Origin of the sequence: Pseudomonas sp. ADAK21 (assembly GCF_012935735.1) — a bacterium.
Lineage (GTDB): Bacteria > Pseudomonadota > Gammaproteobacteria > Pseudomonadales > Pseudomonadaceae > Aquipseudomonas > Aquipseudomonas proteolytica.
In genome coordinates, this window is the sequence record NZ_CP052857.1 from 735356 (window position 1) to 761209 (window position 25854).

Here is a 25854-nt window from a genome sequence, read left to right on the forward strand (position 1 = left end):
CTTTTTCACGGCGGGAGTCAGGCAGCATGGCGCAGCAGTATCAACCGGGGCAACGCTGGATTAGTGACAGCGAAGCAGAGCTGGGGTTAGGCACCGTTCTGGCACAGGACGGCCGCTTGTTGACCGTGCTCTATCCGGCCACTGGCGACACCCGCCAGTATGCGCTACGGAATGCGCCCCTCACTCGCGTGAGGTTTTCGCCGGGTGACACCATCACCCACTTCGAAGGCTGGAAAATGACCGTGCGCGAGGTCGACGATGTCGATGGCCTGCTGGTCTACCACGGTCTCAATGGGCAGAACGAGCAGGTCACTCTGCCTGAAACCCAACTGTCGAACTTCATCCAGTTCCGCCTCGCCAGCGACCGTCTGTTCGCCGGGCAGATCGACCCGCTGGCCTGGTTCTCCCTGCGCTACCACACCCTGGAACACACCAGCCGCCAATTGCAGTCCTCGCTCTGGGGCCTGGGTGGCGTACGTGCGCAGCCGATTGCACACCAATTGCACATTGCCCGTGAAGTGGCCGACCGTATCGCACCACGGGTCCTGCTGGCCGACGAAGTAGGCCTGGGCAAGACCATCGAAGCCGGCCTGGTGATCCATCGCCAGTTGCTGTCCGGCCGCGCCAATCGCGTGTTGATCCTGGTCCCGGAAAACCTGCAGCACCAATGGCTGGTAGAAATGCGCCGGCGCTTCAACCTGCAGGTTGCGCTGTTCGACGAAGAACGTTTTATCGAAAGCGATGCCAGCAACCCGTTCGAAGACACCCAGCTCGCGCTGGTGGCCCTGGAATGGCTGGTGGATGACGAGAAAGCCCAGGACGCGCTGTTCGCCGCCGGCTGGGACTTGATGGTGGTCGACGAAGCGCACCACCTGGTCTGGCATGAAGAGAAAGCCAGCGCCGAATACCAGTTGGTCGAGCAGTTGGCCGAGACCATTCCCGGCGTGCTGCTGCTGACCGCAACCCCTGAACAACTGGGCCAGGACAGCCACTTCGCCCGTCTGCGCCTGCTGGACCCGAACCGTTTCCACGACGTCAAAGCCTTCCGCGCCGAGAGCGAGAACTATCGCCCAGTGGCCGAAGCCGTCCAGGAATTGATGGACAAGGGCCGTCTTTCACCGGCTGCGCACAAGACTATCCAAGGCTTCCTTGGCAACGAAGGTGAAGCCCTGCTGGCCGCCGTCAACGATGGCGACACCGAAGCCAGCGCGCGCCTGGTGCGTGAACTGCTGGACCGCCACGGCACCGGCCGCGTGCTGTTCCGAAACACCCGCGCCGCGGTGCAAGGCTTCCCCGAGCGCAAGCTGCACGCCTACCCGCTGCCATGCCCGGACGAGTACCTGGAACTGCCGCTGGGCGAGCATGCCGAGTTGTATCCGGAAGTCAGCTTCCAGTCGCAGCCGGATATTGAAGAAGAAAACCGCTGGTGGCGCTTCGACCCGCGCGTCGAGTGGCTGATCGACCAGCTGAAAATGCTCAAGCGCACCAAGGTCCTGGTGATCTGCGCCCATGCCGAAACCGCCATGGACCTGGAAGACGCCCTGCGCGTGCGCTCCGGCATCCCGGCCACGGTGTTCCACGAAGGCATGAACATCCTCGAACGGGACCGTGCCGCCGCCTACTTCGCTGATGAAGAGTTCGGCGCCCAAGTGCTGATCTGTTCGGAAATCGGCAGTGAAGGCCGCAACTTCCAGTTCGCCCACCATCTGGTGCTGTTCGATCTGCCGTCGCACCCGGACTTGCTGGAGCAACGCATCGGGCGCCTGGACCGGATCGGCCAGAAGCATGTGATCGAATTGCATGTGCCGTACCTGGAAACCAGTCCGCAAGAGCGGCTGTTCCAGTGGTACCACGAAGCGCTGAATGCCTTCCTTAATACCTGCCCGACCGGCAACGCCTTGCAGCACCAGTTCGGCCCGCGCCTGCTGCCGCTGTTGGAAAACGCCGACGACGGCGAATGGCAAGGCCTGATCGACCAAGCCCGCGCCGAGCGCGAGCGCCTGGAAGCCGAGTTGCACACCGGCCGCGACCGCCTGCTGGAACTCAACTCCGGCGGCGCAGGTGAAGGTGATGCGCTGGTCGAAGACATCCTGGAGCAAGACGATCAGTTCACCCTGCCGATCTACATGGAAACCCTGTTCGATGCATTTGGCATCGACAGCGAAGACCATTCGGAAAACGCGCTGATCCTCAAGCCCAGCGAAAAAATGCTCGACGCCAGCTTCCCCCTCGGCGACGACGAAGGCGTGACCATCACTTACGACCGCAACCAGGCGCTGTCTCGCGAAGACATGCAGTTCATCACCTGGGAGCACCCGATGGTCCAGGGCGGCATGGACCTGGTGCTGTCCGGTTCCATGGGCAACACCGCCGTGGCGCTGATCAAGAACAAGGCGCTCAAGCCGGGCACCGTGTTACTGGAACTGCTCTACGTCAGTGAGGTGGTGGCGCCGCGTTCGCTGCAACTGGGTCGCTACCTGCCGCCAGCGGCACTGCGTTGCCTGTTGGATGCCAATGGCAATGACTTGTCGGGCCGTGTGTCATTCACCACCCTGAACGACCAGTTGGAAAGCGTGCCACGGGCCAGCGCCAACAAGTTCGTGCAGGCCCAGCGTGACCAGCTGACGCCACGGATCAACGCCGGCGAAGAGAAAATCGCCCCGCGCCACGCCGAACGTGTGGCCGAGGCGCAACGTCGCCTGGCAGCAGACACCGACGAAGAGCTGGCGCGCCTGACAGCCCTGCAAGCGGTCAACCCAACCGTGCGCGACAGCGAACTGGTTGCCCTGCGCCAACAACGCGAGCAAGGTCTGGCCATGCTCGACAAGGCGGCGTTGCGGTTGGAAGCGATTCGGGTGTTGGTAGCGGGTTGATCCGCGCCCTGCCCTGTCAAACAAGAAGGCCCGCGCAATGCGGGCCTTTTTTATGGGGTCTTGAGGGCCTCATCGCAGGCAAGCCAGCTCCCACAGTTGACCGGTGTTCCAGTTGGCAACTCGGTTAACTGTGGGAGCTGGCTTGCCTGCGATGGCATCACCTCGATCTCAAGCAGGAACCGCCGGACCGGGCACCTCCACCACCCCCAACCCATCCTTCATCCGCTTGGCATCGCGCACAAAACACCGCGAAGCCTGGAACAGAAACAGCATGGTCAGGAACAACGCCACCGGGATCAGGTACATGGCGTCATGCAGGCCCACGGCCTTGAACGCTTCGGTCATTTGTTCGGCACCCGCCGCATACATCGCCGCATGGGCAAAGTGATCAGACAATGCGCCCACCACCACTGGCCCCATACCACCACCCAGCAGATACAGGCCGGCAAAAAACAGTGCCATGGCCGTAGCCCGCAGGCGTGGCTCCACCACGTCCTGAATCGCCGTGTACACACAGGTATAGAAGTTATAGGCAAACAGCCAGCCCACACTGAACACCGCGACAAACACCCCAATCTCGATGCGCCCCGCATGCAGGGCCCAGGCCGTGCAGACCGTGGAAATAATCAGGCTGAACGCGGCAAACAGCAGGCGGCCGTTGGGGATACGTTGGTGAATCTTGTCGGCCACCAGCCCACCCAGGGTCAGGCCGAACAAGCCCGTCACACCGACAATCACCCCGGTTGCCACCGCTGCTTCTTGCAGCGGCATCAGGAAGTAGCGTTGCAGCATCGGCACCAGGAACGAGTTGCAGGCATAGGTGGCAAAGTTGAAGCACAGCCCGGCCAGCACCAACCAAAGGAAGGTCGGGACCGCCAGCACGCGACGAATCGGCCGGTCGACTTTCTCTTGGGAAACTTGCACGGTTTCGGCGGCGCCGCGCTTGGGCTCCTTGATGTAGAACATGAAGACCGCGAGGATCAGCCCCGGGACCGCGGCAATAAAGAACGGTGCACGCCAGCTGTCGAACGCCTGGACCATCGCGCCGATGGTGAAGAACGCCAGCAACAGGCCCAAGGGCAGGCCCAGCATGAAAATCCCCATGGCCCGGGCGCGGCGGTGGGCCGGGAACAGGTCGCCGATCAACGAGTTGGCGGCCGGTGCATAACTGGCTTCGCCAATACCGATGCCCATGCGCACCAGCAGGAAGGTCCAGAAGCTGCCAACCATACCGTTGACCGCCGTCAGCGCACTCCAGCTCGCCAGGCCCCAGCCCATCAGTTTGCTGCGTGAGCCGGTATCGGCCAGGCGCCCCAAAGGCAAGCCGGCAATGGCATAAACGATGGTGAACGCGGTGCCGATGATGCCGAGCTGGAAGTCACTGAGGTGCCATTCCATGCGGATCGGCTCGATGATGATCGCCGGAATCGTGCGATCAAAGAAGTTGAACAGGTTGGCCAGGAACAGCAGGAACAGAATGCGCCAGGCATTCGCCGCTTGGGTCGAGTTCTGCATGGGTCCGTCTCTTTATTGTTATAGAGGCTCGATGCCGACGCATCCTGCCCGGAACCTGCAATCTAGTCAGGCGCGGCGCGGTTGTCTGTAATGATTCGTAAAGCTGATAGGGCGTAATTTCATCCAGGGCAGCCCGATTTTCCCCGGTAAAAAAATAAGCACGCGCCCCCCTTCCCAAGCGCCTTGGCAGGAATAGAATAGCGAGCCTTCCGCAGTTCCCCCCCTTACCTCTTATTGATGACGTGCCATGTCCGATGCCAGTCCGTGTCTGAATTGCGGTGCCTGCTGTTCACACTTTCGCGTGTCTTTCTTTTGGGGCGAATGCGCTTCATCAGGCGGCACCGTGCCCGATGAACTGGTGGTACAGATCAACCCCAGCCGAGTGGCGATGATCGGCACCGACCAAAAGCCGGCGCGCTGCTGCAGCCTGGAAGGCGAAGTGGGCAGCGGCACACGCTGCTCGATCTACGCCCAGCGTTCCAGCGTATGCCGGGAGTTCGAAGCGTCATGGAGCCAGGGCGAAGTGAACGTCGATTGCGACGCCGCCCGCGCCGCGTTCGGCCTGGCGCCGCTTGGGCAACCGCCTTACGAGTACGAATTGCCGATCAGCGCTTAGAATAATTGGCTATGGTCAGCATGCCAAAATCGAAGAAGTCAAAATGCCATTACCGCTTGCGATTCCGTTGAGCCTTCTATACTCGAATCCATAGGTCATCGCCGCGCGCCGTGACACGAGATGACTCAAACGGGACATGCTATGGAATGGCTGGGTCTGCATTTTTTTACCCCCCTTCCCGAGAGCGGGCATTTATTACTCGATTGCAACCATAACCCCTTCCTGGTGCTACTGGCGTACCTGGTTGCCTGCGCAGCGGGCTTCGGCACCCTGGACATGGCTGAACGGGTCAGCCACGTTGACAACCCCACGGCAAAACGCCGCTGGCGCTGGATCGGCGCCGCTTGCCTGGCCGGCGGGATCTGGTCGACTCACTTCATCAGCATGCTGGCGTTCCAGGCGCCCATTGCCATCCATTACGAAGTGTTCATGACCGTTGCCTCCTTGTTGATCGCAATGGTCGCGTCGCTATTCGCCATGCAAACCCTCAGTCATGCGCAACTGCACTTTCATCAATACCTGGTCGCCTCCATCTGGATGGGCCTGGGCATCGCCCTGATGCATTACGTGGGCATGGCCGCCATGCGCTCCGAGGCCCAGGTGTACTTTTCCGGCGCGCTGTTCGGGTTGTCGGTGGCCATCGCCATCGGCGCCAGCCTGGCAGCCTTGCTGTTGTCCCATTACCTGCGCAGTGGCAGCGGGATGTTCCACCAACTGCTCAAGTACGGCGCCAGCCTGGTGCTCGGCGCTGGCATTCTCAGCATGCACTTCACCGGCATGGCCGCCATGCAACTGCTGCTGCCCACAGGGGCTGTGCCGCCACTGCCAATCGACAATAACCCGACGCAACTGGGGTTGTCGGTGGCCGTCATCACATTGCTGGTGATCGGCAGCAGCATCAGTGCGGCCCTCGCCGACAAGAAACTGCAGCACAAGGAACGCGACCTGCGTCGGGTCAATACCCTGCTGACCGAACTGGACCAGGCGCGCGCGTCCCTGCAGCAAGTCGCCCACTATGATGCCTTGACCAGCCTGCTCAATCGCCGGGGTTTCAATCAGATCTTCGCCGAAAAGCTCGCACAGAAATCCCTCGACGGGGGCATGCTGGCGGTGATTTTCCTCGACATCGACCACTTCAAGCGGATCAACGACAGCCTGGGCCATGACGCCGGCGATGAGCTGCTGACGGTCCTGGCCGGGCATATCAAGAGTTCGGTACGCAGCCACAATGATGTAGTGGCGCGGTTTGGCGGCGATGAGTTCTGCATCCTGATCAATATCCATCATCGCGACGAAGCGCGGCACATGGCCCAGCGCATCATGCTGAAAATGAAAGAGCCCATCGAGCTGGCCGGCCGGCGCATGGTGATGACCACCAGCATCGGTATCAGCGTGTTTCCCGAGGATGGAACCACCAGCGAGGAACTGCTGAAAACCGCTGACCTGGCGCTCTATCAATCCAAGGATGGCGGGCGCAACAGCTTGAATTTCTTCAGCTCCAACCTGAAAACCCGGGCCTCTCTTGAACTGCAACTGGAAGAGGAACTGCGTAACGCACTACGCAACCAAAAAGAACTGGTCCTGCATTACCAACCGATTCTCGACCTGCGCAAAGGCAAAGTCACCCGGCTTGAAGCCCTGGTGCGCTGGCAACATCCCGTCCATGGTTTGCTGGCGCCCGACCGGTTTATCGGTATTGCCGAAAACAACGGGCTGATCGCCGAACTGGACAACTGGGTACTACGCCAGGCCTGTGCCGACCTGAGCTGGCTGACGGAACAGGGCCACCCCGACCTGAGCATGGCCGTCAACTGCTCGGCCCTGAACCTGGCCCGTGACGAACTGGCGGACGAGATCGAATACGCCCTGCGCAGCAGTGGTATCGCCGCCAGCCGCCTGGAACTGGAAGTCACCGAAAATGCCCTGATGGGCAACATCAGCAGCACCCTGATCCTGCTGCGGCAAATCCGCGCGCTGGGCGTTTCGCTGTCCATCGATGACTTCGGCACCGGTTACTCCTCCCTTTCCTATCTCAAGCGCCTGCCCCTCAACACCTTGAAAATCGATCGGTCCTTTATCCAGGACATTCCCAAATCCACCACCGATATGGAGATTGTCCAGGCGATCATCGGCATGGCCCACACCCTGCACCTGCAGGTCATCACCGAAGGGGTGGAAACTGCGCAGCAACTGGAGCTTCTGATCAAGCATGGTTGCGACTATGTGCAGGGTTATCTGCTCAGTGCAGCAGTGCCGGCCAATGAAGTCAGCGCTTTGATCATCGCGCTGGATCAGCACAACCCGCTCACACCGTTAAGCCAGGCAGGCGGCAAGGACACCTCTTCGGTGGTACGTCCCATCCGTTGACGCGCAAAAGCCTTGGCATATCGCCATCATTTTGATTAAAGAACGCCGACGAACGGCCGATTCATGAGAGTCCGGCGCCGCTTTTCCCTAGAAAAAATAGGGTTAAGACGGGTCGCTGAGGCCTAAAACGCACTGTAAAAGTCGCGAACTCTCACTCGGTGATGGCTCTTTGATGCTTTCCAGCCATCCGTCCAGGCACATGGCGCACAATGACTTCTAAAAATAATCCTGTTACTGCGGTATCCGACGTGTTGCTGACAGCTCCTGCGGAAAAACCCTCAGGTTCAAAGTCATTGAACAGTCAACGTGCGCTGGGCACCCAGCAATACCTGTACTTCACCGAAACCAATACCGACCGCATCCTCGACAACCTCGACGGCCTGCGCGATATGGTGTTCCCACGCCCGCCGCACCTTGAGGGCGACAGCGAGTTACGCAGCGAGCAGGAATTTCCCTCGGTCTGCCTGATCGGCTTGGGGCGCTGCGGTTCCAACATTGCCCTGGATGTCGCGGAGTTGGTCTACAACGCGCGCAAGTTCTACTTGAACGAGTTCAGCACCGAAGACAAATCCTACGTTGAAAAGGGCTACAGCCCTGCCCAATGGATCCGCAACAACCTGCGCCTGGGCGCCAGCAAGGCCAGCAAGCCGGTATTCCTGGTAGAACCGTTGGTGATGCTCGGCGACCTGGACAAAGACATTGCCGGGCGCATCCGTTTTTCCCGCAAGGGCGAAAAAAGCGGCTTTTTGCGCGACTACAGCAAGATGAAAATCATGGACCTGTCGGAAGTGCACGCCGGTGGCGCCGGTAACGCACCGATCCTCGGCCAGTACCTGGCCAAGATCATCCTCAACAAAGACACCCAGCGTTTTTCCAGCCCCGACTGGAAGATGATCCATTCGTACCTGATCGATTCCTGCGGGATCAAGGCCAACCAGTCGCGCCTGTACTTCTCGATCTTCAGCGCCGGCGGCGGCACCGGCTCGGGCATGGCCTCGGAATTTGGCCTGGCCCAACAGCACTCGTACATGAACAAGACCTTCGACACCAAGCCCGCCGACGAGCACGACAGCAAGAGCGGCCACGCCTTTGTGTTCGAGCCGATCTTCACCAGCGGCATTTGCGTGCTGCCGAATATCTCCGATCACCGCAGCGAAATGTCCGAGGCGCTGCACATCAACGCCGGGCGGCTGCTGTGCAAGTACCTGTCGGAGGAATGGGACTTCTCGTACAACTTCGACAATGAAGACAGCAGCGAGGCCAGCGTCAAAGGGCGTATTCGCCCGTGGAACGCCATGATGCTGATCTCCAACGACATCATGCGTTACGCCGAAGAAAGCGACGATGGCAACATCCAGAACATTGACGTCAATGCCATGGAAAAACACGCCAACCAGTACATCTCACAGCAGATCTTCAACATTCTGACGGCCCAGGCGGTGACAACCGACTACGACCAGAACTATTTCCGCCGGGCCGGCATTGATATCGGTGAAACCATTCGCCTGGACGCCAACGACCTGTTCATGAGCCTGGCGGGGCCGGTGGCGATTGCCTATGCCGAGTCTGTGGTCCCGGAAACCCCGGCGCCGTCGAATGACAAGTTCAAGGTGTTCGAAAAAGAACCGCAGCGCTTGAACATCGATGACCTGTTCTTCCGCTCCATCGACCTGCCCCACTTCAACAAGGTCACCCAGGCCATCGAAGGCATCAGCCTGCTGCCGATCGAGTCCAAGCGCTATCGGGCGTCGCTGGAGCAGTACAAGAATTCCGGCTATGACGCGGCGGCCCTGCATGACCTGCACTTCTTCAAGAACTGCTCGTCGGTGGTGTCCATCGTCTCCCTGCCCAAGGACTACAAACTGTCCTATATGGACCTGAACCGGCTCAAGACGCACCTCAACAGCCTGTTCCCCAACACCACCCTCAAGCGTTACGCACTGGTGATCGGCGCCTCGGCCAACCTGTCGCTGACCACGCTGATCGCCAAGAGCCCGTGCCTGTCGGATGATTTCCTGACGTTGATCGTGGCCTTTATCAAACGCTGCTTTGCCCGCAACCCGTACCGCTTCGACGAGACGCTGGACAACTCGATCCTGGACTTCATCATCCATGAAGACTTCGACGAGGACCGTATTGACGAGTTGCTCAACGAATTCGAGAACCCGGCGAAAATCCTCGATACCAACTGGTACGCGATCAAGCCGATGTATGAGAAGAAGTACCGCGAGCTGATCAATGACAAAGAGAAGTTTGTCTCGATCAACGACATCCGCCTGTCGCGGGACTGTGTGAAGAAGGCGATCAAGTACCTGCGTGAGATTTATCGTCACCGGATTGGCAAGACCAAGGTTATTTCCTTGAATAACCATACCGGGAAGACGGCTTAGACCGCGGCGCGGCCTTCGCGGGCAAGCCCGCTCCCACAGTTGACCGAGGTCCACCCTTGGAATGCGGTCGACTGCGGGCTTGCTCGCGAAAGCGGTCTGCCAGGCGACAATATCCATAACCTTGCCACACCAAGAAACAATTCCCCGAGCCATTCGCGGCCCGCAAAACTGTTCCCATGACGTTTACGTCACCCTCGCCTGTGACCTTTCTTCACGGCCAGTTGCCATCATGGGGAAAGCGGTTACTCCGCTACACACTTCCCACCGGGAAAAACTCGCACCATTTCAGTGCGAACATTTAATTCGATGCCCTTTCCTGGATCAGAATCCACGGCGAAACCACCACCGCCCACAGGCTCGGATCACGCTCCAGCAGGTCCAATGCCCGCGTCGCAGACACTTCGCCAAGGCTCCCCGAGGCCAGCCAGGCGGCCACTTTGTCCCGGCTGTCCTCGGCCATGCCCTCGGCGGCTTCGATCAAATCCAGGCCCGCGTCGACCCACAATAGGGCACCCTTGGCGAAGAACGGCTCAAGCTCCTTCCAGGAAATTTCCGCGGTTTCGCCGAGCAGCTTGGCATAGAGGGTGCTAGGTTCTTGCGTCATGGGAACTCACCTGAGGAAAAAATCGGCGCAATCATACCGTCGAGACTTCCTCAGAAAAACCCAGTTGCAATTGAGGCACCGATTGAAAGCGTCAGGAACGCCAAGGATTGCCCGAGACTCTGGCATTCACCCGCCGCAATTCTGTCTTTTTCTTTCATTTAAGCGACATACCCAGGGTTTGCCCCCAGTAGCTAGCTTTTCAAGCGATCAACCGGCGCTCTACACTGTACCGGTACAGTTGCCAGGCCGCTGCCGGGGGGATATCCGAGATATCTGATCCGGTTCTGTAGCCCACAAGGCCGCTAGAACTATAAAAAATACAACAGTAAGAGTGGAGCACTATGAATAAGGCTACTAAGCAGATTTCCAAACTGTTTGCCGCTATGGTCCTGGCTGGGGTTGCCGGCCATTCGTTCGCAGCTGACACCATCAAGATCGGTATTGCCGGCCCTAAAACCGGCCCTGTGACCCAATACGGCGATATGCAGTTCATGGGCGCCAAGCAAGCCATCAAAGACATCAACGCCAAGGGCGGTGTCGACGGCAAGATGCTCGAAGCCAAGGAATACGATGACGCTTGCGACCCTAAACAAGCCGTTGCCGTAGCCAACAAAGTGGTCAACGACGGCGTCAAGTTCGTGGTCGGCCACCTCTGCTCCAGCTCCACTCAACCCGCTACCGACATCTACGAAGACGAAGGCGTGATCATGATCACGCCTGCCGCCACCAGCCCGGAAATCACCGCTCGTGGCTACAAGCTGGTCTTCCGTACCATCGGTCTGGACAGCGCCCAGGGCCCAGCGGCCGGCAACTACATCGCCGACCACGTCAAGCCGAAGGTCGTTGCAGTACTGCACGACAAGCAACAGTACGGTGAAGGCATCGCCACTGCGGTCAAGCAGACCCTCGAGAGCAAAGGCACCAAGGTTGCCGTGTTCGAAGGCCTGAACGCCGGTGACAAAGACTTCTCCTCGATCATCCAGAAGCTCAAGCAAGCCAACGTCGACTTCGTCTACTACGGCGGCTACCACCCAGAACTGGGGCTGATCCTGCGCCAAGCCCAGGAAAAAGGCCTGAAAGCCAAGTTCATGGGTCCGGAAGGCGTGGGTAACGACTCCATCTCGCAAATCGCCCAGAAAGCCTCCGAAGGCCTGCTGGTCACCCTGCCGAAATCCTTCGACGCAGACCCTGCCAACAAGGCAATCGTCGACGCACTCAAGGCTGACGGCAAAGACCCAAGCGGTCCGTTCGTGTTCCCAGCCTACTCGGCGGTGGAAATCATCGCCGGCGGCATCGCTGCTGCCAAAAGCGAAGACACCACCAAAGTAGCCGAGGCCATCCACGCGGGTACCTTCAAGACCCCGACCGGCGACCTGAGCTTCGACGCCAAGGGCGACCTGAAAGACTTCAAGTTCGTGGTCTACGAATGGCACTTCGGTCAACCAAAAACCGAAGTTTCCCCTCAGTAAGCCAGGCGTTACTGGACAACAAGCCCACTGTGCAAGCAGTGGGTTTTGTTTTACGAGGTTTATGGGCCACGCACCCGCGATCCGGGCGCTGGTTCACCTGAAAATCTTAAAACCGTCACCAGCGGTTCGCTGGCAAATGCTTTGTGCAAATGTGCTCACAGAACACAGCACCAGGCTGGAAGATGACTCCACCAGTGAAATGCGTATCGGGTTTTTAGGAGCGCTGTAATGCCTGAGATCTATCATTTTTTCCAACAGCTGGTTAATGGCCTGACCATTGGCAGCACCTATGCCTTGATAGCCATTGGCTACACAATGGTTTACGGCATCATTGGAATGATCAACTTCGCCCACGGCGAGGTGTACATGATTGGCTCCTATGTGGCTTTCATCGCCATTGCCGGGTTGGCCATGATGGGTATCCACTCCCTGCCGCTATTGATGACTGCCGCGTTCCTTGCGTCAATCGTCGTAACCAGTGCCTACGGCTACAGTATCGAACGCGTTGCGTACCGCCCCTTGCGTGGCAGCAACCGGTTGATCCCGTTGATTTCCGCCATCGGCATGTCGATTTTCCTACAGAACACCGTATTGCTATCCCAGGACTCCAAGGACAAGTCCATTCCCAACCTGATCCCGGGCAGTATTTCCTTCGGGCCGGGCGGTGCAGAAGAAGTCCTGATTTCCTACATGCAGATCCTGGTCTTCGTCGTCACCCTGGTGGCGATGCTCGGCCTGACCCTGTTCATCTCCCGCTCCCGTCTGGGGCGCGCCTGCCGGGCCTGCGCCGAAGACATCAAGATGGCCAACCTGTTGGGCATCAACACCAACAACATCATTGCCCTGACCTTCGTGATCGGTGCTGCATTGGCCGCCGTCGCGGCGGTGCTGCTGAGCATGCAGTATGGCGTGATCAACCCCAACGCCGGCTTCCTGGTGGGCCTCAAAGCCTTTACCGCGGCGGTTCTGGGCGGCATCGGCAGTATTCCGGGCGCCATGCTCGGGGGGCTGGTGCTGGGTGTGGCCGAAGCCTTTGGTGCCGATATCTTCGGCGACCAGTACAAGGACGTGGTGGCCTTCGGTCTATTGGTTCTGGTGCTGTTATTCCGGCCGACCGGCATCCTGGGCCGTCCGGAGGTTGAGAAAGTATGAGCAGATATCTTAAATCGGCGTTTTTCAGCGCCTTGCTGGTATGGGCCGTGGCCTTTCCGGTACTCGGGCTCAAGTTGAGCATTGTCGGGATCAACCTTGAAGTACACGGCACTGGGCCGGTGACACTGACCATCATTGCCCTGTGCTCGGTGCTGATGTTCCTGCGGGTACTGTTCACCCAGCAGGTTGGTGCGCTGCTCAAGTCCAACCGGGGCCCGCTGGTCTCGCCCAAGGTCAGCCAGTTCCTGACCCTGCCGCGCACCCAGCGCTACATCATCATCGGCCTGATCGTGGCCGCGTTGATCTGGCCATTCTTCGGCTCCCGTGGTGCGGTGGATATTGCCACCCTGATCCTGATCTACGTGTTGCTGGGCCTGGGCCTGAACATCGTGGTGGGCCTGGCCGGGCTGCTCGACCTGGGTTACGTGGGCTTCTACGCAGTGGGTGCCTACACCTACGCGCTGCTCTCGCACTACCTGGGCTGGAGCTTCTGGATCTGCCTGCCATTGGCCGGCATGGCGGCGGCGACGTTCGGCTTCCTGCTGGGCTTCCCGGTGTTGCGCCTGCGCGGTGACTACCTGGCCATCGTGACCCTGGGCTTCGGTGAAATCATCCGCCTGTTCCTGCGTAACCTCACCGATATCACCGGTGGTCCCAACGGCATCAGCAGCATTCCCAAGCCAACGTTCTTCGGCTTGTCGTTTGATCGCTCCGCTGCCGAGGGCATGCAGACCTTCCACGAATACTTCGGGATTGCCTATAACCCGGTGAGCAAGGTGGTGTTCCTGTACCTGGTCGCCCTGCTGCTGGCCCTGGCCGCGCTGTTCGTGATCAACCGCCTGCTGCGCATGCCGATCGGGCGCGCGTGGGAAGCGCTGCGTGAAGACGAAATCGCTTGCCGCGCGCTGGGCCTGAACCCGACCATCATCAAGCTCTCCGCCTTTACCCTGGGTGCTGCGTTCGCCGGTTTTGCCGGTAGCTTCTTTGCTGCTCGCCAAGGCCTGGTGACGCCGGAGTCGTTTACCTTCATCGAGTCGGCAATCATCCTCGCCATCGTGGTATTGGGTGGCATGGGCTCGCAGTTGGGCGTGATTCTTGCGGCCATCGTGATGATCCTGCTGCCGGAACTGATGCGTGAGTTCAGCGAGTACCGCATGTTGATGTTCGGCGCCATGATGGTGCTGATGATGATCTGGCGCCCTCAAGGCCTGCTGCCCATGCAACGTCCACATATGGAGCTGCGCAAATGAGCCGCGAGATCCTGAAAGTCGAAAACCTGAGCATGCGCTTCGGCGGCTTGCTGGCGGTCAATGGCGTTGCCCTGACCGTCAAAGAGAAACAAGTGGTCGCCTTGATCGGCCCCAACGGCGCCGGCAAGACCACGGTGTTCAACTGCCTGACCGGTTTCTACAAGCCGGCCGGTGGCAGCATCCTGCTGGACGGCCAGCCGATCCAGGGCCTGGCTGGTCACGAGATCGCCCGCAAGGGCGTGGTGCGGACCTTCCAGAACGTGCGGTTGTTCAAGGACATGACCGCAGTGGAAAACCTGCTGATTGCCCAGCACCGTCACCTGAACACCAACTTCTTCGCAGGCCTGTTCAAGACCCCGGCGTTCCGCAAGAGCGAGCGCGAGGCCATGGAGTACGCCGCGTATTGGCTGGACAAGGTCAACCTCACCGAGTTTGCCAACCGCCCAGCCGGCACCCTGGCCTATGGTCAGCAACGTCGCCTGGAAATCGCCCGCTGCATGATGACCCGCCCGCGGATCCTGATGCTCGACGAACCGGCGGCAGGCCTCAACCCCAAGGAAACCGAAGACCTCAAGGCGTTGATCGGTGTGCTGCGTGAAGAAAACAACGCCACCGTGCTGCTGATCGAGCACGACATGAAACTGGTCATGAGCATTTCCGACCATATCGTCGTGATCAACCAGGGCACGCCATTGGCCAACGGGACGCCGGAGCAGATCCGCGACAACCCGGAAGTGATCAAAGCCTATTTGGGGGAAGCGTAAATGCTGCAATTCGAAAACGTTTCCACTTTCTACGGCAAGATCCAGGCCCTGCACGACGTCAACGTGGAAGTGCGCCAGGGCGAGATCGTCACCCTGATCGGTGCCAACGGTGCCGGCAAGTCCACCTTGCTGATGACCCTGTGCGGTTCGCCCCAGGCTCACAGCGGCAGCATCCGCTACATGGGTGAGGAACTGGTGGGCCAGCACTCGGCAGCGATCATGCGCAAGAGCATTGCCGTGGTCCCGGAAGGCCGTCGGGTGTTTGCCCGCCTGACCGTGGAAGAAAACCTCGCCATGGGCGGGTTCTTTACCGACAAGGGCGATTACCAGGAGCAGATGGACAAGGTGCTGCACCTGTTCCCTCGGCTCAAGGAGCGTTTCAGCCAGCGCGGCGGCACCATGTCCGGCGGCGAACAGCAGATGCTCGCCATCGGCCGTGCGCTGATGAGCAAGCCCAAACTGCTGCTGTTGGACGAACCTTCCCTGGGTCTGGCGCCGATCATCATCCAGCAGATCTTCGACATCATCGAGCAACTGCGCAAGGACGGTGTGACGGTGTTTTTGGTGGAGCAGAACGCCAACCAGGCGTTGAAAATTGCCGACCGTGCCTATGTGCTGGAAAACGGCCGGGTGGTGATGCAGGGCAGCGGAGAGCAATTGCTGACCGACCCGAAAGTGCGCGAGGCGTACCTGGGCGGCTAAAAACGGCGTAAAAAATGTGGGAGCGGGCTTGCCCGCGATGGCGGAGTGCCAGGGCCGGATGTATTGGCTGACACACCTCTATCGCGGGCAAGCCCGCTCCCACATTTGTTTTGTGTGAACCGTAGAATTTGCGTTGTTTTCAAGTTTTCTTCGATCCCCGTGTAACGATCCCCTCCCCCCTTTCTCTAGTGGGGTAAGCAAGCCCAAACGCTTTCTTACCTACCTCACTACTGGAGAAACACCATGACCACTACCACCCGTTCATTGTCCGCCGCCACCCTCGTCCTGGCCCTGGGTTCTGCCTTGAGCCTGAGCACCCTGACCACTGTCGCCCATGCCGACGAGCCGAAGATGGAAAAATGCTTTGGCGTCGCCCTCAAAGGCAAGAACGACTGCGCCGCAGGCGCTGGCACCACCTGCGCGGGCACCTCGAAAACCGACTACCAGGCCAACGCCTGGAACCTGGTCCCCGAGGGCACCTGCATGAAGATGGAAAGCAAAACCTCGCCAACCGGTTTTGGCCAACTGGAAGCCTTCAAGGCCAAATCCTGAATCCCCCGCCTGAGTACTGACGATGACGCTTTCATCCCTGCCTGATGTCGCCCAGGCTCCCGGCCTTCCGCGGCGGGCCGGGCTGGGGCTCAAGAGCGAGCACTTCCAGCAAGTGCTCGCCACCCTGCCCGACATTGGTTTTTTTGAGGTCCACGCCGAAAACTACATGGTGGCCGGCGGACCGTTCCACCACTACCTGGGGTTGATCCGCGAGCACTATGCGCTGTCGCTGCACGGCGTCGGCCTGTCCATCGGCGGCGAAGGCCCGCTGGACCACGCTCACTTGGCGCGCCTGGCGGCACTGGTGGAACGCTATCAACCCCACTCCTTTTCCGAACACCTGGCGTGGTCCAGCCACGGCCCGGTGTTTCTCAATGATCTGCTGCCCCTGGCCTATGACGACGCAACCCTCAAGCGGGTGTGCGAACACATTGACCAGGTACAAAGCACGCTCAAGCGGCGCATGTTGCTGGAGAACCCGTCGACCTACCTGCTGTTCCAACACTCCACCCTGGACGAAACCGACTTTATCAGCGAGGTCGTCCGGCGCACCGGCTGCGGCTTGTTGCTGGACGTGAACAATGTGTATGTGTCCTGCATCAATCATCAGCAGGATCCGTTGGCCTACCTCAATGCCTTGCCTTTGCACAGCGTGGGCGAGATTCATCTGGCGGGTTTTGCCGAAGATGCCGACAGCCTCGGTGATCGCCTGCTGATCGATGACCACGGAGCGCCGGTCGACAACGCCGTCTGGCAGTTGTATCAACAGGCACTGCAACGCACCGGCCCGGTGGCTACGCTGATCGAGCGCGACAACGATGTACCGGCCTTTAGCGTATTGCACGCCGAAGCCCGGCAAGCGGACCAGCATCTGCTGGCTGCGGCGGTGCACCCATGAACCGGCACGAACAGTTCGCCCAGGCCCTGCTTACGCCGGGCCTGCCATGCCCGGGTGGATTATTCAGCCGCAATGGCGCCGATCCTGCCAGCCGTTTTGCGGTGTATCGCAATAACGTCCACAGCTCATTGATCAATGCCCTGGCCGACAGTTACCCGGTGACCCAACAACTGGTGGGCGAGCATTTTTTCCGGGCGATGGCGGGGTTGTATATCCAGGCGTACCCACCTATCAGCCCGCTGCTCCACGACTACGGCAGTGACCTGGCGGACTTTATCAAGGGCTTCGCCCCCGCTGCCGATGTGCCGTACGTGGCCGACGTGGCTCGATTGGAACGCTTGCGCATCAGTGCATATCACGCCATCGACACCCCCGTGGCCAATCCACACGCCGTGGTGAACCAACTGCAGCAGTTATCAAGTCTGGGCAACGTGCGCCTGCAATTGCATCCCTGCGTTGCCACCTTGCGCTCGGACTACGCCGTGGTGGCGCTATGGGCTGCGCACCAAACCACCGACCCCGTCGCCCGACTCGACCCCTGGCATGGGCAAAGTGCGCTGGTCCTGCGCAACGGCCTGGAGGTCGAAGTGTTTTGCATCGACAGCGGCTGCGTGACCTTCATCAACAGCCTGAACAACGATTGGCCCCTGGAAATGGCGATGGCATACGCCCGCGACGCGGCCAGCGAATTCGACCTGCACCAATGTCTGGGACTGCTGATCAACCACCGCGCCATCACCCAAATCAAGGTACACCCATGAATACTGCCGCCCCGTGCCTGAGTGCACGCATCACTCAAACCTTCGAAAAAATCCCCTACAGCCTGATCGCCCTTGTCGCACGCTTTTCCATTGCGGCGGTGTTCTGGAAGTCCGGCCAGACCAAGGTCCAGGGGTTTGCCGTCGACCTGATAGATGGCACCTTCGAACTGGGCATACCCCACCTGGCCAGCTCCACCGTGCCGTTGTTTCGAAGTGAATACCGGCTACCGTTTGTGCCCGCAGAAGTGGCCGCCTACCTGGCGACGTTCGCCGAGCATTTTTTCCCGGTCCTGATTCTGCTGGGCCTCGCCACGCGTTTTTCAGCGCTGGCGTTACTGGGCATGACCCTGGTGATTCAGCTGTTTGTCTATCCGGATGCCTACCCGACCCACGTCACCTGGATCGCGTTGCTTCTGGTATTGATGGCCAAGGGGCCAGGACGGCTATCGATTGATCACTGGATCGCCCGGCGCTGGCGCTAGAGCCGGTCCAACGCTTCGCCGTTACGTTTGAACCAGCCCACCAGGTAATCGGCCAGCACTTGGGTGCGACGCGGTAGCCCGCCCTGATATGGGTGCACCAGGTACATCGGCATGCTGCGGGTCTGATAATCACGCAAGAGCCAACGAAGCCGGCCGTCAGCCAATTCCTCTTGCAACAGATAGGACGGCAACCGTGCGATACCGGCCCCCACCAGCGCGGCCTTTTTCAGCAGGTTGTAGTGGTTGGAGGCAAACGTGCCATCCACCCGCACTCGCAACAGCTCGTGCTGCTGGTGATACAACCACTCTTCACGCCCACTGTAATGGCTGTTGAGTAAACAGCGGTGCCCAACCAGATCCGCGGGTGTCAGCGGCTCACCGTACTGTTGCAGATATGCTGGGCTGGCACAGGTCATTTCATGCCAGGCCAACAGGGGCTTGGCGACCAGGCGCTCATCGTTGGCAACCTCTGAGCGTACCGCCAGATCAAAACCGTCCCTGGCCAAGTCGCGATAATTATTGCTCAGATCCACTTCGACCTGCACTTGCGGGTACTGGCGGGAAAACTCCAATAACAGGCCATCAAAGAAGGTTTCGCCCAGGGAAACCGGAACCGTCATACGCACCGGCCCGGCCACATCGTCTTTCAGCCGGGCCAATGCCTGACGTGCGCGGTCCACCTGGATGACCAGCGCCTGGGCTTGTGGCAGCAGGGCCGCGCCGGCAGCGGTCAGATTGAGTCGGCGGGTGGTGCGGTGCAGTAACACCACCGAGAACTGTGCCTCCAGCTGGCTGATGCGCTTGGACAGCTGCCCCTTGCTGCAGCCCAGTTGCTGGGCTGCCAGGGTAAAGCTGCCGGCTTCGATCAACACCGCAAACGCCGCCAGGTCGTCCATCTCGCTCATGGATTGTTTCCAATTGAAAACCAAAGGTTGCCTATTAGTGCGCTTATCCGCCGAAAAAACCACTCTAGACTGCAGGCTCACTTGAACCCTTTGAGGTACCACACCATGAAAATCCTGTTGATTGGCGCCAGCGGCACGGTGGGCTCGGCAGTCAAGGCCGAGCTGTCCCAGCGCCACGAAGTGATCAGCATTGGTCGCCAGAGCGGCGACTTTCAGGTCGATATCAGCAACAGCGCGTCGATCCGCCAACTGTTTGCGCAAACTGGCAAGTTCGACGCCCTGGTCTGCGCCGCCGGCAACGTCAACTTCGTGCCCCTGGGCGACATGGATGCCAGCCACTTCGACCTCGGCCTGCAAGACAAACTGATGGGCCAGGTCAACCTGCTGCTGATCGGCCGCGAGTTTGCCAACGACGGTGCGTCGTTCACCTTCACCAGCGGCATCCTCAATCGCGACCCGATCCGCACCGGCGCTTCGGCCGCACTGGTCAATGGCGCCATCGATGCCTTCATCAAAGCGGCGGCGATTGAATTGCCACGGGGCTTGCGCATCAATTCGGTCAGCCCGACCGTGTTGGTGGAGGCTATGGGCAGCTATGCGCCGTACTTCAGGGGCTTCAAGCCGGTTCCTGCGGCGGAGGTGGCATTAGCCTACGCAAAGAGTGTTGAAGGCTTACAGACCGGACAGACTTACATCGTCGGCTGAACGGCGGCCGGCCAGTATCACTCGAGCAGCGATGGCATCATCTCCAGCAGCTGGTCACGGGGAATGGAAAACGTCAGGTCGGGGCCGTCGAGGACACTCTGAACCGTCGCGGTATTGAGCTGCCGGCCATTGAGATACAGCGTTATCCGTTTGTGCATGGCCAACAGGCTCAGGGCTTTGGTACGCGCCCTGGCTTCGGGCGTCAGCGTCACGTTGACTTGAATAAACTCAGGCCGGGGCACAGAGGCTTTTTTCAGGCTCACCGTGATCTCGGTAAAGTCGGTCTGTGAGCTGTAGAACAGCTTGGCCGGAGCCTGGGCCCAGGCCAGGGGCGTCATCCAAACGAGGGCGAAAAAGGCCCATCGAAGGCTCATACACGTGCTCCTTTGAAAAGCTTGAACGTTGCACAAGGTTGGCACAGCAAACAGAGGAAAAGGCTTAAATCCGCGCGCCATTAAAATGCTGAAACCTAATCGCCCGCCATCCTCGGCTTGTGATGCAGCGCCAGCCTGCGTAACGTGGCGGCACTTGTCAGGAGACCCGATAATGTTTGCCGCCCGTACCCTTGCTCTGTTTGCCCTGCTGCCCTTGTTCGCTGCCTGCCAGGTGTTTGAACGCGATCCGGCGACGCCCTCCACTGCGGGCCTGACTCGCATGCAAGGCGAATTGACGGCCATCGGCGACAAATTGCTGTTCCAGCCCTGCCATGACCAGCGTAACTACGTGGTCAACGATACCGGCGGTACCAGCATCCTCCAGGAAGCGGCGTCCCTGGCCGGCCAGCAAGGGGCGTTGTTTGCCGACTTGCGCGGCAAGTTTTCCGGGGTCGCCAGCGGCACCCAGGGCCAGGTGGAGCTGCAACAGCTATACCGCGTCGAACGCTCGACCTCAGCCTGTGACGACCCGGACTTCAAGCGCATGATCCTGCGCGCCAACGGGCACAAGCCAGCCTGGGCACTGAATGTGACCAACAAGGGCATGGTCCTGCAACGCGAAGGCCAGCCACCGTTGCCGGTACCTTATGTGGAAGAGCAACTGGGTGACGGCCGTTTCAACCTCACCACCGAAGCCAACGGCCAGCAGATTGAACTGTGGGTCGCGCCCCAGCGCTGCATCGATAGCGTCAGCGGCAGCCTGCAACACATGAGCGCCGAACTTCGGATCAACGGTCAAGTGCAGCGTGGCTGCGCGGCATTTGGCGGCTCGCGAGATGACTGATTCGCCCCTGGGCTGTTTTAGCATGACGGGAATGCGTCGTTGGGGCTTATAATCGCCGGTTTGCAAAACCGCCGGCCCTACCAAACGCCGCATATCGGATCCTGTCATGCTACGAATCACCGAACTCAAGCTGCCCATCGACCATCCCGAAGAAGACCTGCGGCCGGCCATCGTGCAGCGCCTGGGCATCGCCAGTGATGATCTGCTCGATTTCACCCTGTTCAAACGCAGCTACGATGCGCGCAAGAAATCGTCGGAGCTGTGCTTTATCTACACCGTCGACCTTGAGGTCAAGGGTGAAGCTGCCCTGCTGCTCAAGTTCGCCGACGACCGCAATATCAATGCCGCGCCCGATGTCAGCTACAAGGTCGTGGGCCAGGCGCCGGCAGACCTGAGCGAGCGGCCCATCGTTGTCGGCTTCGGCCCTTGCGGGATCTTTGCCGGGTTGTTGCTGGCGCAGATGGGTTTCAAGCCGATCATCCTCGAACGCGGCCGCGAAGTGCGCCAACGTACCAAGGACACCTGGGGCCTGTGGCGCAAAAGCGTACTCAACCCCGAGTCCAACGTGCAGTTCGGCGAGGGCGGCGCCGGGACCTTTTCCGACGGCAAGCTCTACAGCCAGATCAAGGACCCGAAGTTCCACGGGCGCAAGGTCTTGCATGAGTTCGTCAAGGCCGGCGCGCCGGATGAGATCCTCTATGTCAGCAAGCCGCACATCGGCACCTTTCGTCTGACCGGTGTGGTGGAAAACATGCGCCAGCAGATCATCGCCCTGGGCGGTGAGGTGCGTTTTGAACAGCGGGTCACCGACGTGCTGATCGAAGACGGCCAGTTGAATGGCGTGGTGGTCGCTGGGGGCGAACAGATCCTCTCCAAGCACGTGATTCTTGCCCTCGGCCACAGCGCCCGCGACACCTTCCGCATGCTCCACGGCCGTGGTGTGTACATGGAAGCCAAGCCGTTTTCGGTGGGCTTTCGCATCGAACACCCGCAATCGCTGATCGACGCCGCACGCCTGGGCAAGTATGCCGGGCACCCGAAACTGGGCGCGGCCGACTACAAGCTGGTGCACCACGCCAAGAACGGCCGTTCGGTATACAGCTTCTGCATGTGCCCGGGCGGTACGGTGGTTGCGGCCACTTCCGAGCCAAATCGGGTCGTGACCAATGGCATGAGCCAGTACTCGCGTAACGAGCGCAATGCCAACTCCGGGATCGTGGTCGGCATCACCCCGGAAGTGGACTACCCGGGTGGCCCTCTGGCCGGGATCGAGTTGCAGGAGCGCCTGGAGTCCCACGCGTTCATCCTCGGCGGCAGCAACTACGAAGCGCCGGCGCAACTGGTCGGTGATTTCATCGCCGGCAAGCCGTCCACCGCCATTGGAACTGTGGAACCGTCCTACAAGCCAGGTGTAGCCCTCGGTGACTTGGCCCTGGCCTTGCCAGACTTCGCCATCGAGGCCATCCGCGAAGCGTTGCCGGCCTTTGAGAAGCAGATCAAGGGCTACTCGCTGCACGACGCGGTACTGACCGGGATCGAGACCCGCACTTCGTCACCGCTGCGGATCACCCGCGATGCGTCGATGCAGAGCTTGAATGTCAAAGGCCTGTTCCCGGCCGGCGAAGGCGCCGGTTATGCCGGTGGGATCTTGTCGGCAGGCGTTGACGGGATTCGGATTGCCGAAGCCGTGGCCCGGGATATCCTCGGCATCGAGGCCTGACAGCTCACCCGCAAACACCCCTCTCTATTGTGGGAGCCGGACTTGCCCGAGATGGCCACCATAGGTATCTACACAACTTTCAGAAACTGACGAACTTTCCTGTGGCGAGCGGGCTTGTCGGAACGCCGCATCGCCCGCGCTGGGCTGCGAAGCAGCCCCAAAAAGCCCTCCGCGTTTCTTCAGATAAACCTCTGATGGCCGGGTTTAGGGCTGCTTCGCAGCCCAGCGCGGGCGATGCGGCGTTCCGACAAGCCCGCTCGCCACTGGAGAGTTGTGTAGATACCTACGGCCATCGCGGGCAAGCCCGGCTCCCACAATGGTCTCCATACACAGGAAATTTTAGATATTGGCGCGCAGGATGCTGTCCGGCAACGGCTCGCCACGCTCGACACTGGCTGCAACAGCGTCAATCAGCTCCTCCAACTCATACCCTTGCCCGACCAGCCACGCATCGTCGTAATAGGTCGTGGCATAACGCTCGCCCCCATCACACAGAATCGCCACGATAGACCCCGACTCCCCTGCCGCCTGCATCTGCTGCGCGGCAATCAACGCGCCGATCAGATTGGTACCGCTGGAACCCCCGACCCGCCGTCCCAAGCGTTGCGCCAGGTAATGCATGGCCGCCAACGACAAGGCATCCGGCACCTTGACCATCGCATCGATCACCTTGGGCAGGAATGACGCTTCTACCCGTGGCCGGCCAATGCCTTCGATCCGCGAACCGCAGTCCAGGCGCAGGCTGGCATCACCGGTCTGGTAATACTCGAAGAACACCGAGCGCTCGGCGTCGGCGCATAACACCCGGGTGCAATGCTGGCGATAACGCACATAACGCCCGAGGGTCGCGGTGGTACCGCCGGTACCCGGGCTGGAAATCAGCCAGCTCGGCTCGGGATGCCGCTCGAAACGCAACTGCTGGAAGATCGACTCGGCAATATTGTTGTTCGCCCGCCAGTCGGTGGCCCGTTCGGCGTAGGTGAACTGGTCCATGAAGTGCCCGCCGCTTTCCTGCGCCAGGCGCTCGGATTCGGCGTAGATCTGCGTGGGATCCTGCACCAGATGGCTCTTGCCGCCGTAAAAGGCGATCTGCGCAATCTTTTCCTGGGAGGTGGTGGCCGGCATCACCGCAATGAACGGCAGGCCCAACAAGCGCGCGAAGTACGCCTCGGAAATCGCCGTCGAGCCGCTGGAGGCTTCGATCACCGGCGCGCCCGGCTTGAGCCAGCCGTTGCACAGGGCATACAGGAACAAAGAGCGGGCCAACCGGTGCTTGAGGCTCCCGGTGGGGTGGCTGGACTCATCCTTGAAATACAACTCGATCCCCGGCAAACCCGGCAGCGGTAGGGGGATCAGGTGGGTGTCGGCGCTGCGCTGGAAGTCCGCTTCAATAATGCGGATGGCCTCTCGGGCCCACGGACGGTGGTCGCTCATGCTCAGGTTCCATTAAGTTTTCAGGCTTGATCTTAGGGACTTTCCTACACTGCACACAGATACAGTCATGACTCAATTCGATACACAATTGCCAGGCTTTGACGCAATCCATACAACAGCGCTTTTATATAACAAAAAAGAATATAACTTTTGTTTTAACAACTAACAGTACGGGTTAGGGTACGCCCCTATTGAACTTTGATTGGAGAGCATCCCTTGCCTCTGCGTAGCACGTTTACCCGTTTCTTCCAGCTCGAAGCGGCCAGTGGTCTGTTACTGATCGCTGCAGCCGCCCTGGCCCTGATCATCAACAATTCGCCGCTGTCCTCGTTCTATAACAGCTTTCTTGAAGTGCCCGTCGCCGTCCAGATCGGCGCCCTGCAAATCGCCAAGCCTTCACTGCTATGGATCAACGACGGCCTGATGGCCCTGTTCTTCCTGCTGATCGGCCTGGAGGTCAAGCGCGAGTTGCTCGACGGCCACCTGTCCAAGCCTTCCCAGGTCGTGCTGCCAGGCGCAGCGGCTATCGGCGGCATGGTGGTGCCGGCGCTGATCTACTGGGCGCTGAACAAGGATAACCCGGCGGCGCTGGGCGGCTGGGCCATCCCGATGGCCACCGATATCGCCTTTGCCCTGGGCGTGCTGGCACTGCTGGGCAAGCGTGTCCCGGTGTCGCTGAAGCTGTTCCTGATGACCCTGGCGATCATTGATGACTTGGGCGCCATCATTGTCATCGCGATTTTCTACTCCGGCGACCTGTCCACCGCGTCGCTGGCAGGCGCTGGCGCGTGCCTTGTCGCGCTGATAGCCATGAACCGCCTGGGGGTGGTGAAGCTCGGGCCCTATCTGATCATCGGCCTGATCCTGTGGGTCTGCGTACTCAAGAGTGGTGTGCACGCAACCCTGGCCGGCGTCACCCTGGCGTTCTGCATTCCGCTGCGCACCAAGAACGCCGAGCCATCGCCCCTGCTGAGCCTGGAACACGCCCTGCACCCGTGGGTGGCGTACGGCATCCTGCCGCTGTTCGCGTTTGCCAACGCTGGTGTGTCCCTGGCCGGGGTCAACCTGGAAAGCTTCACCCACCATGTGCCTATGGGTATCGCCGCAGGCCTGCTGCTGGGCAAGACCGTCGGTGTGTTCGGCCTGACCTGGCTCGCAGTGAAAACCGGTCTTGCGGCCCTGCCGACCGGTGCCAATTGGGGCCAGGTCATGGGCGTGGCCATCCTGTGTGGTATCGGCTTCACCATGAGCCTGTTTGTCGGTTCGCTGGCGTTCGTACCAGGCAGTAGCGAATACGCCGGGATGGACCGGATGGGCATTCTCACCGGTTCGATCCTTGCTGCATTGATTGGTTATGCAGTGACGGCGATGGCCAGTCGCAAGCGGGTGACGGTCAACGCATAACGCGTAACGAGGGGGCAGGCTTTCCTGCCCCCTCATTCTTTAAGCCTCTTCTCCCCTCGCTTACAGCACCTTC

General features: G+C 60.1%; 22 protein-coding genes. 17 read left to right on the forward strand and 5 right to left on the reverse strand.

Annotated elements, in window-relative coordinates:
* Positions 1–26 precede the first annotated feature (26 nt).
* Positions 27–2873, forward strand: a complete 2847-nt coding sequence (gene rapA / locus HKK57_RS03440) for an RNA polymerase-associated protein RapA (RefSeq protein WP_092234105.1) — start codon at positions 27–29, stop codon at positions 2871–2873.
* Positions 2874–3041: 168 nt separating this feature from the next.
* On the opposite strand, the gene HKK57_RS03445 is transcribed toward rapA, so the two are convergent.
* On the reverse strand, positions 3042–4388 hold the full coding sequence (locus HKK57_RS03445; RefSeq protein ID WP_029297094.1) for a spinster family MFS transporter: 1347 nt from the start codon (positions 4386–4388) through the stop codon (positions 3042–3044).
* Positions 4389–4635: 247 nt separating this feature from the next.
* Between HKK57_RS03445 and HKK57_RS03450 the strand changes: the two genes are divergently transcribed.
* The 3 genes from HKK57_RS03450 to HKK57_RS03460 all read left to right on the forward strand — a co-directional run bounded on the left by HKK57_RS03450 (position 4636) and on the right by HKK57_RS03460 (position 9761).
* A complete protein-coding gene (locus HKK57_RS03450) occupies positions 4636–5004 on the forward strand; it encodes a YkgJ family cysteine cluster protein (protein WP_169389785.1) in 369 nt (122 codons plus the stop codon).
* A gap of 141 nt (positions 5005–5145) precedes the next feature.
* Positions 5146–7371: a putative bifunctional diguanylate cyclase/phosphodiesterase gene (locus HKK57_RS03455; protein WP_169389786.1), complete on the forward strand. Its 2226-nt coding sequence runs from the start codon at positions 5146–5148 to the stop codon at positions 7369–7371.
* A 209-nt stretch (positions 7372–7580) separates the two neighbouring features.
* A complete protein-coding gene (locus HKK57_RS03460) occupies positions 7581–9761 on the forward strand; it encodes a hypothetical protein (protein WP_029297104.1) in 2181 nt (726 codons plus the stop codon).
* 298 nt (positions 9762–10059) lie between these two features.
* On the opposite strand, the gene HKK57_RS03465 is transcribed toward HKK57_RS03460, so the two are convergent.
* The gene (locus tag HKK57_RS03465) at positions 10060–10365 is read right to left on the reverse strand and encodes a DUF2288 domain-containing protein (protein WP_029297105.1); all 306 of its coding nucleotides are present in this window, start codon (positions 10363–10365) and stop codon (positions 10060–10062) included.
* 341 nt (positions 10366–10706) lie between these two features.
* On the opposite strand from HKK57_RS03465, the gene HKK57_RS03470 reads away from it, so the two are divergent.
* The 9 genes from HKK57_RS03470 to HKK57_RS03510 all read left to right on the forward strand — a co-directional run bounded on the left by HKK57_RS03470 (position 10707) and on the right by HKK57_RS03510 (position 18395).
* On the forward strand, positions 10707–11834 hold the full coding sequence (locus tag HKK57_RS03470; RefSeq protein WP_029297106.1) for a branched-chain amino acid ABC transporter substrate-binding protein: 1128 nt from the start codon (positions 10707–10709) through the stop codon (positions 11832–11834).
* A 228-nt stretch (positions 11835–12062) separates the two neighbouring features.
* On the forward strand, positions 12063–12986 hold the full coding sequence (gene livH / locus HKK57_RS03475; RefSeq protein ID WP_029297109.1) for a high-affinity branched-chain amino acid ABC transporter permease LivH: 924 nt from the start codon (positions 12063–12065) through the stop codon (positions 12984–12986).
* Positions 12983–14236, forward strand: a complete 1254-nt coding sequence (locus tag HKK57_RS03480; protein ID WP_029297111.1) for a high-affinity branched-chain amino acid ABC transporter permease LivM — start codon at positions 12983–12985, stop codon at positions 14234–14236. Before livH ends, HKK57_RS03480 begins: the two co-directional genes overlap by 4 nt.
* Complete coding sequence (livG, locus tag HKK57_RS03485; protein ID WP_038446527.1) at positions 14233–15000, forward strand: high-affinity branched-chain amino acid ABC transporter ATP-binding protein LivG; 768 nt, start codon at positions 14233–14235, stop codon at positions 14998–15000. The genes HKK57_RS03480 and livG overlap by 4 nt, the downstream gene beginning before the upstream one ends.
* The gene (locus HKK57_RS03490) at positions 15001–15702 is read left to right on the forward strand and encodes an ABC transporter ATP-binding protein (RefSeq protein ID WP_029297115.1); all 702 of its coding nucleotides are present in this window, start codon (positions 15001–15003) and stop codon (positions 15700–15702) included.
* A gap of 243 nt (positions 15703–15945) precedes the next feature.
* Positions 15946–16254, forward strand: a complete 309-nt coding sequence (locus tag HKK57_RS03495) for a BufA1 family periplasmic bufferin-type metallophore (protein ID WP_029297117.1) — start codon at positions 15946–15948, stop codon at positions 16252–16254.
* A 22-nt stretch (positions 16255–16276) separates the two neighbouring features.
* The gene (bufB, locus tag HKK57_RS03500) at positions 16277–17152 is read left to right on the forward strand and encodes an MNIO family bufferin maturase (RefSeq protein ID WP_169389787.1); all 876 of its coding nucleotides are present in this window, start codon (positions 16277–16279) and stop codon (positions 17150–17152) included.
* On the forward strand, positions 17149–17913 hold the full coding sequence (locus HKK57_RS03505; RefSeq protein ID WP_169389788.1) for an HvfC/BufC N-terminal domain-containing protein: 765 nt from the start codon (positions 17149–17151) through the stop codon (positions 17911–17913). Before bufB ends, HKK57_RS03505 begins: the two co-directional genes overlap by 4 nt.
* Positions 17910–18395: a DoxX family protein gene (locus HKK57_RS03510; RefSeq protein WP_169389789.1), complete on the forward strand. Its 486-nt coding sequence runs from the start codon at positions 17910–17912 to the stop codon at positions 18393–18395. Before HKK57_RS03505 ends, HKK57_RS03510 begins: the two co-directional genes overlap by 4 nt.
* Here HKK57_RS03510 and HKK57_RS03515 read toward each other — a convergent pair.
* Positions 18392–19300 (reverse strand): LysR family transcriptional regulator, encoded by a 909-nt coding sequence (locus HKK57_RS03515; RefSeq protein ID WP_070995768.1) that lies wholly within the window; start codon positions 19298–19300, stop codon positions 18392–18394. The two genes, HKK57_RS03510 and HKK57_RS03515, sit on opposite strands and share 4 nt — an antisense overlap.
* A 105-nt stretch (positions 19301–19405) precedes the next feature.
* Between HKK57_RS03515 and HKK57_RS03520 the strand changes: the two genes are divergently transcribed.
* Positions 19406–20005, forward strand: coding sequence for a short chain dehydrogenase (locus tag HKK57_RS03520; RefSeq protein WP_154906452.1), 600 nt, complete (start codon positions 19406–19408; stop codon positions 20003–20005).
* A 17-nt stretch (positions 20006–20022) separates the two neighbouring features.
* Here HKK57_RS03520 and HKK57_RS03525 read toward each other — a convergent pair whose 3' ends face one another.
* Complete coding sequence (locus HKK57_RS03525) at positions 20023–20379, reverse strand: hypothetical protein (RefSeq protein WP_070995766.1); 357 nt, start codon at positions 20377–20379, stop codon at positions 20023–20025.
* Positions 20380–20551: 172 nt separating this feature from the next.
* On the opposite strand from HKK57_RS03525, the gene HKK57_RS03530 reads away from it, so the two are divergent.
* Together HKK57_RS03530 and HKK57_RS03535 are read left to right on the forward strand one after the other, a co-directional pair.
* Positions 20552–21223, forward strand: coding sequence for a COG3650 family protein (locus HKK57_RS03530; protein WP_154906454.1), 672 nt, complete (start codon positions 20552–20554; stop codon positions 21221–21223).
* A gap of 106 nt (positions 21224–21329) precedes the next feature.
* Positions 21330–22943 (forward strand): NAD(P)/FAD-dependent oxidoreductase, encoded by a 1614-nt coding sequence (locus HKK57_RS03535; RefSeq protein WP_029297133.1) that lies wholly within the window; start codon positions 21330–21332, stop codon positions 22941–22943.
* 339 nt (positions 22944–23282) lie between these two features.
* Here the strand turns inward: HKK57_RS03535 and HKK57_RS03540 are convergent, their stop codons facing one another.
* On the reverse strand, positions 23283–24377 hold the full coding sequence (locus tag HKK57_RS03540) for a PLP-dependent cysteine synthase family protein (protein WP_029297134.1): 1095 nt from the start codon (positions 24375–24377) through the stop codon (positions 23283–23285).
* Between the two features lie 216 nt (positions 24378–24593).
* Here HKK57_RS03540 and nhaA point away from each other — a divergent pair, with 216 nt between their 5' ends.
* Positions 24594–25781 carry a Na+/H+ antiporter NhaA gene (gene nhaA / locus HKK57_RS03545; RefSeq protein ID WP_169389790.1) on the forward strand — a complete coding sequence of 396 codons (1188 nt, stop codon included), beginning with the start codon at positions 24594–24596 and terminating at the stop codon, positions 25779–25781.
* The last annotated feature ends 73 nt before the right edge of the window (positions 25782–25854 follow it).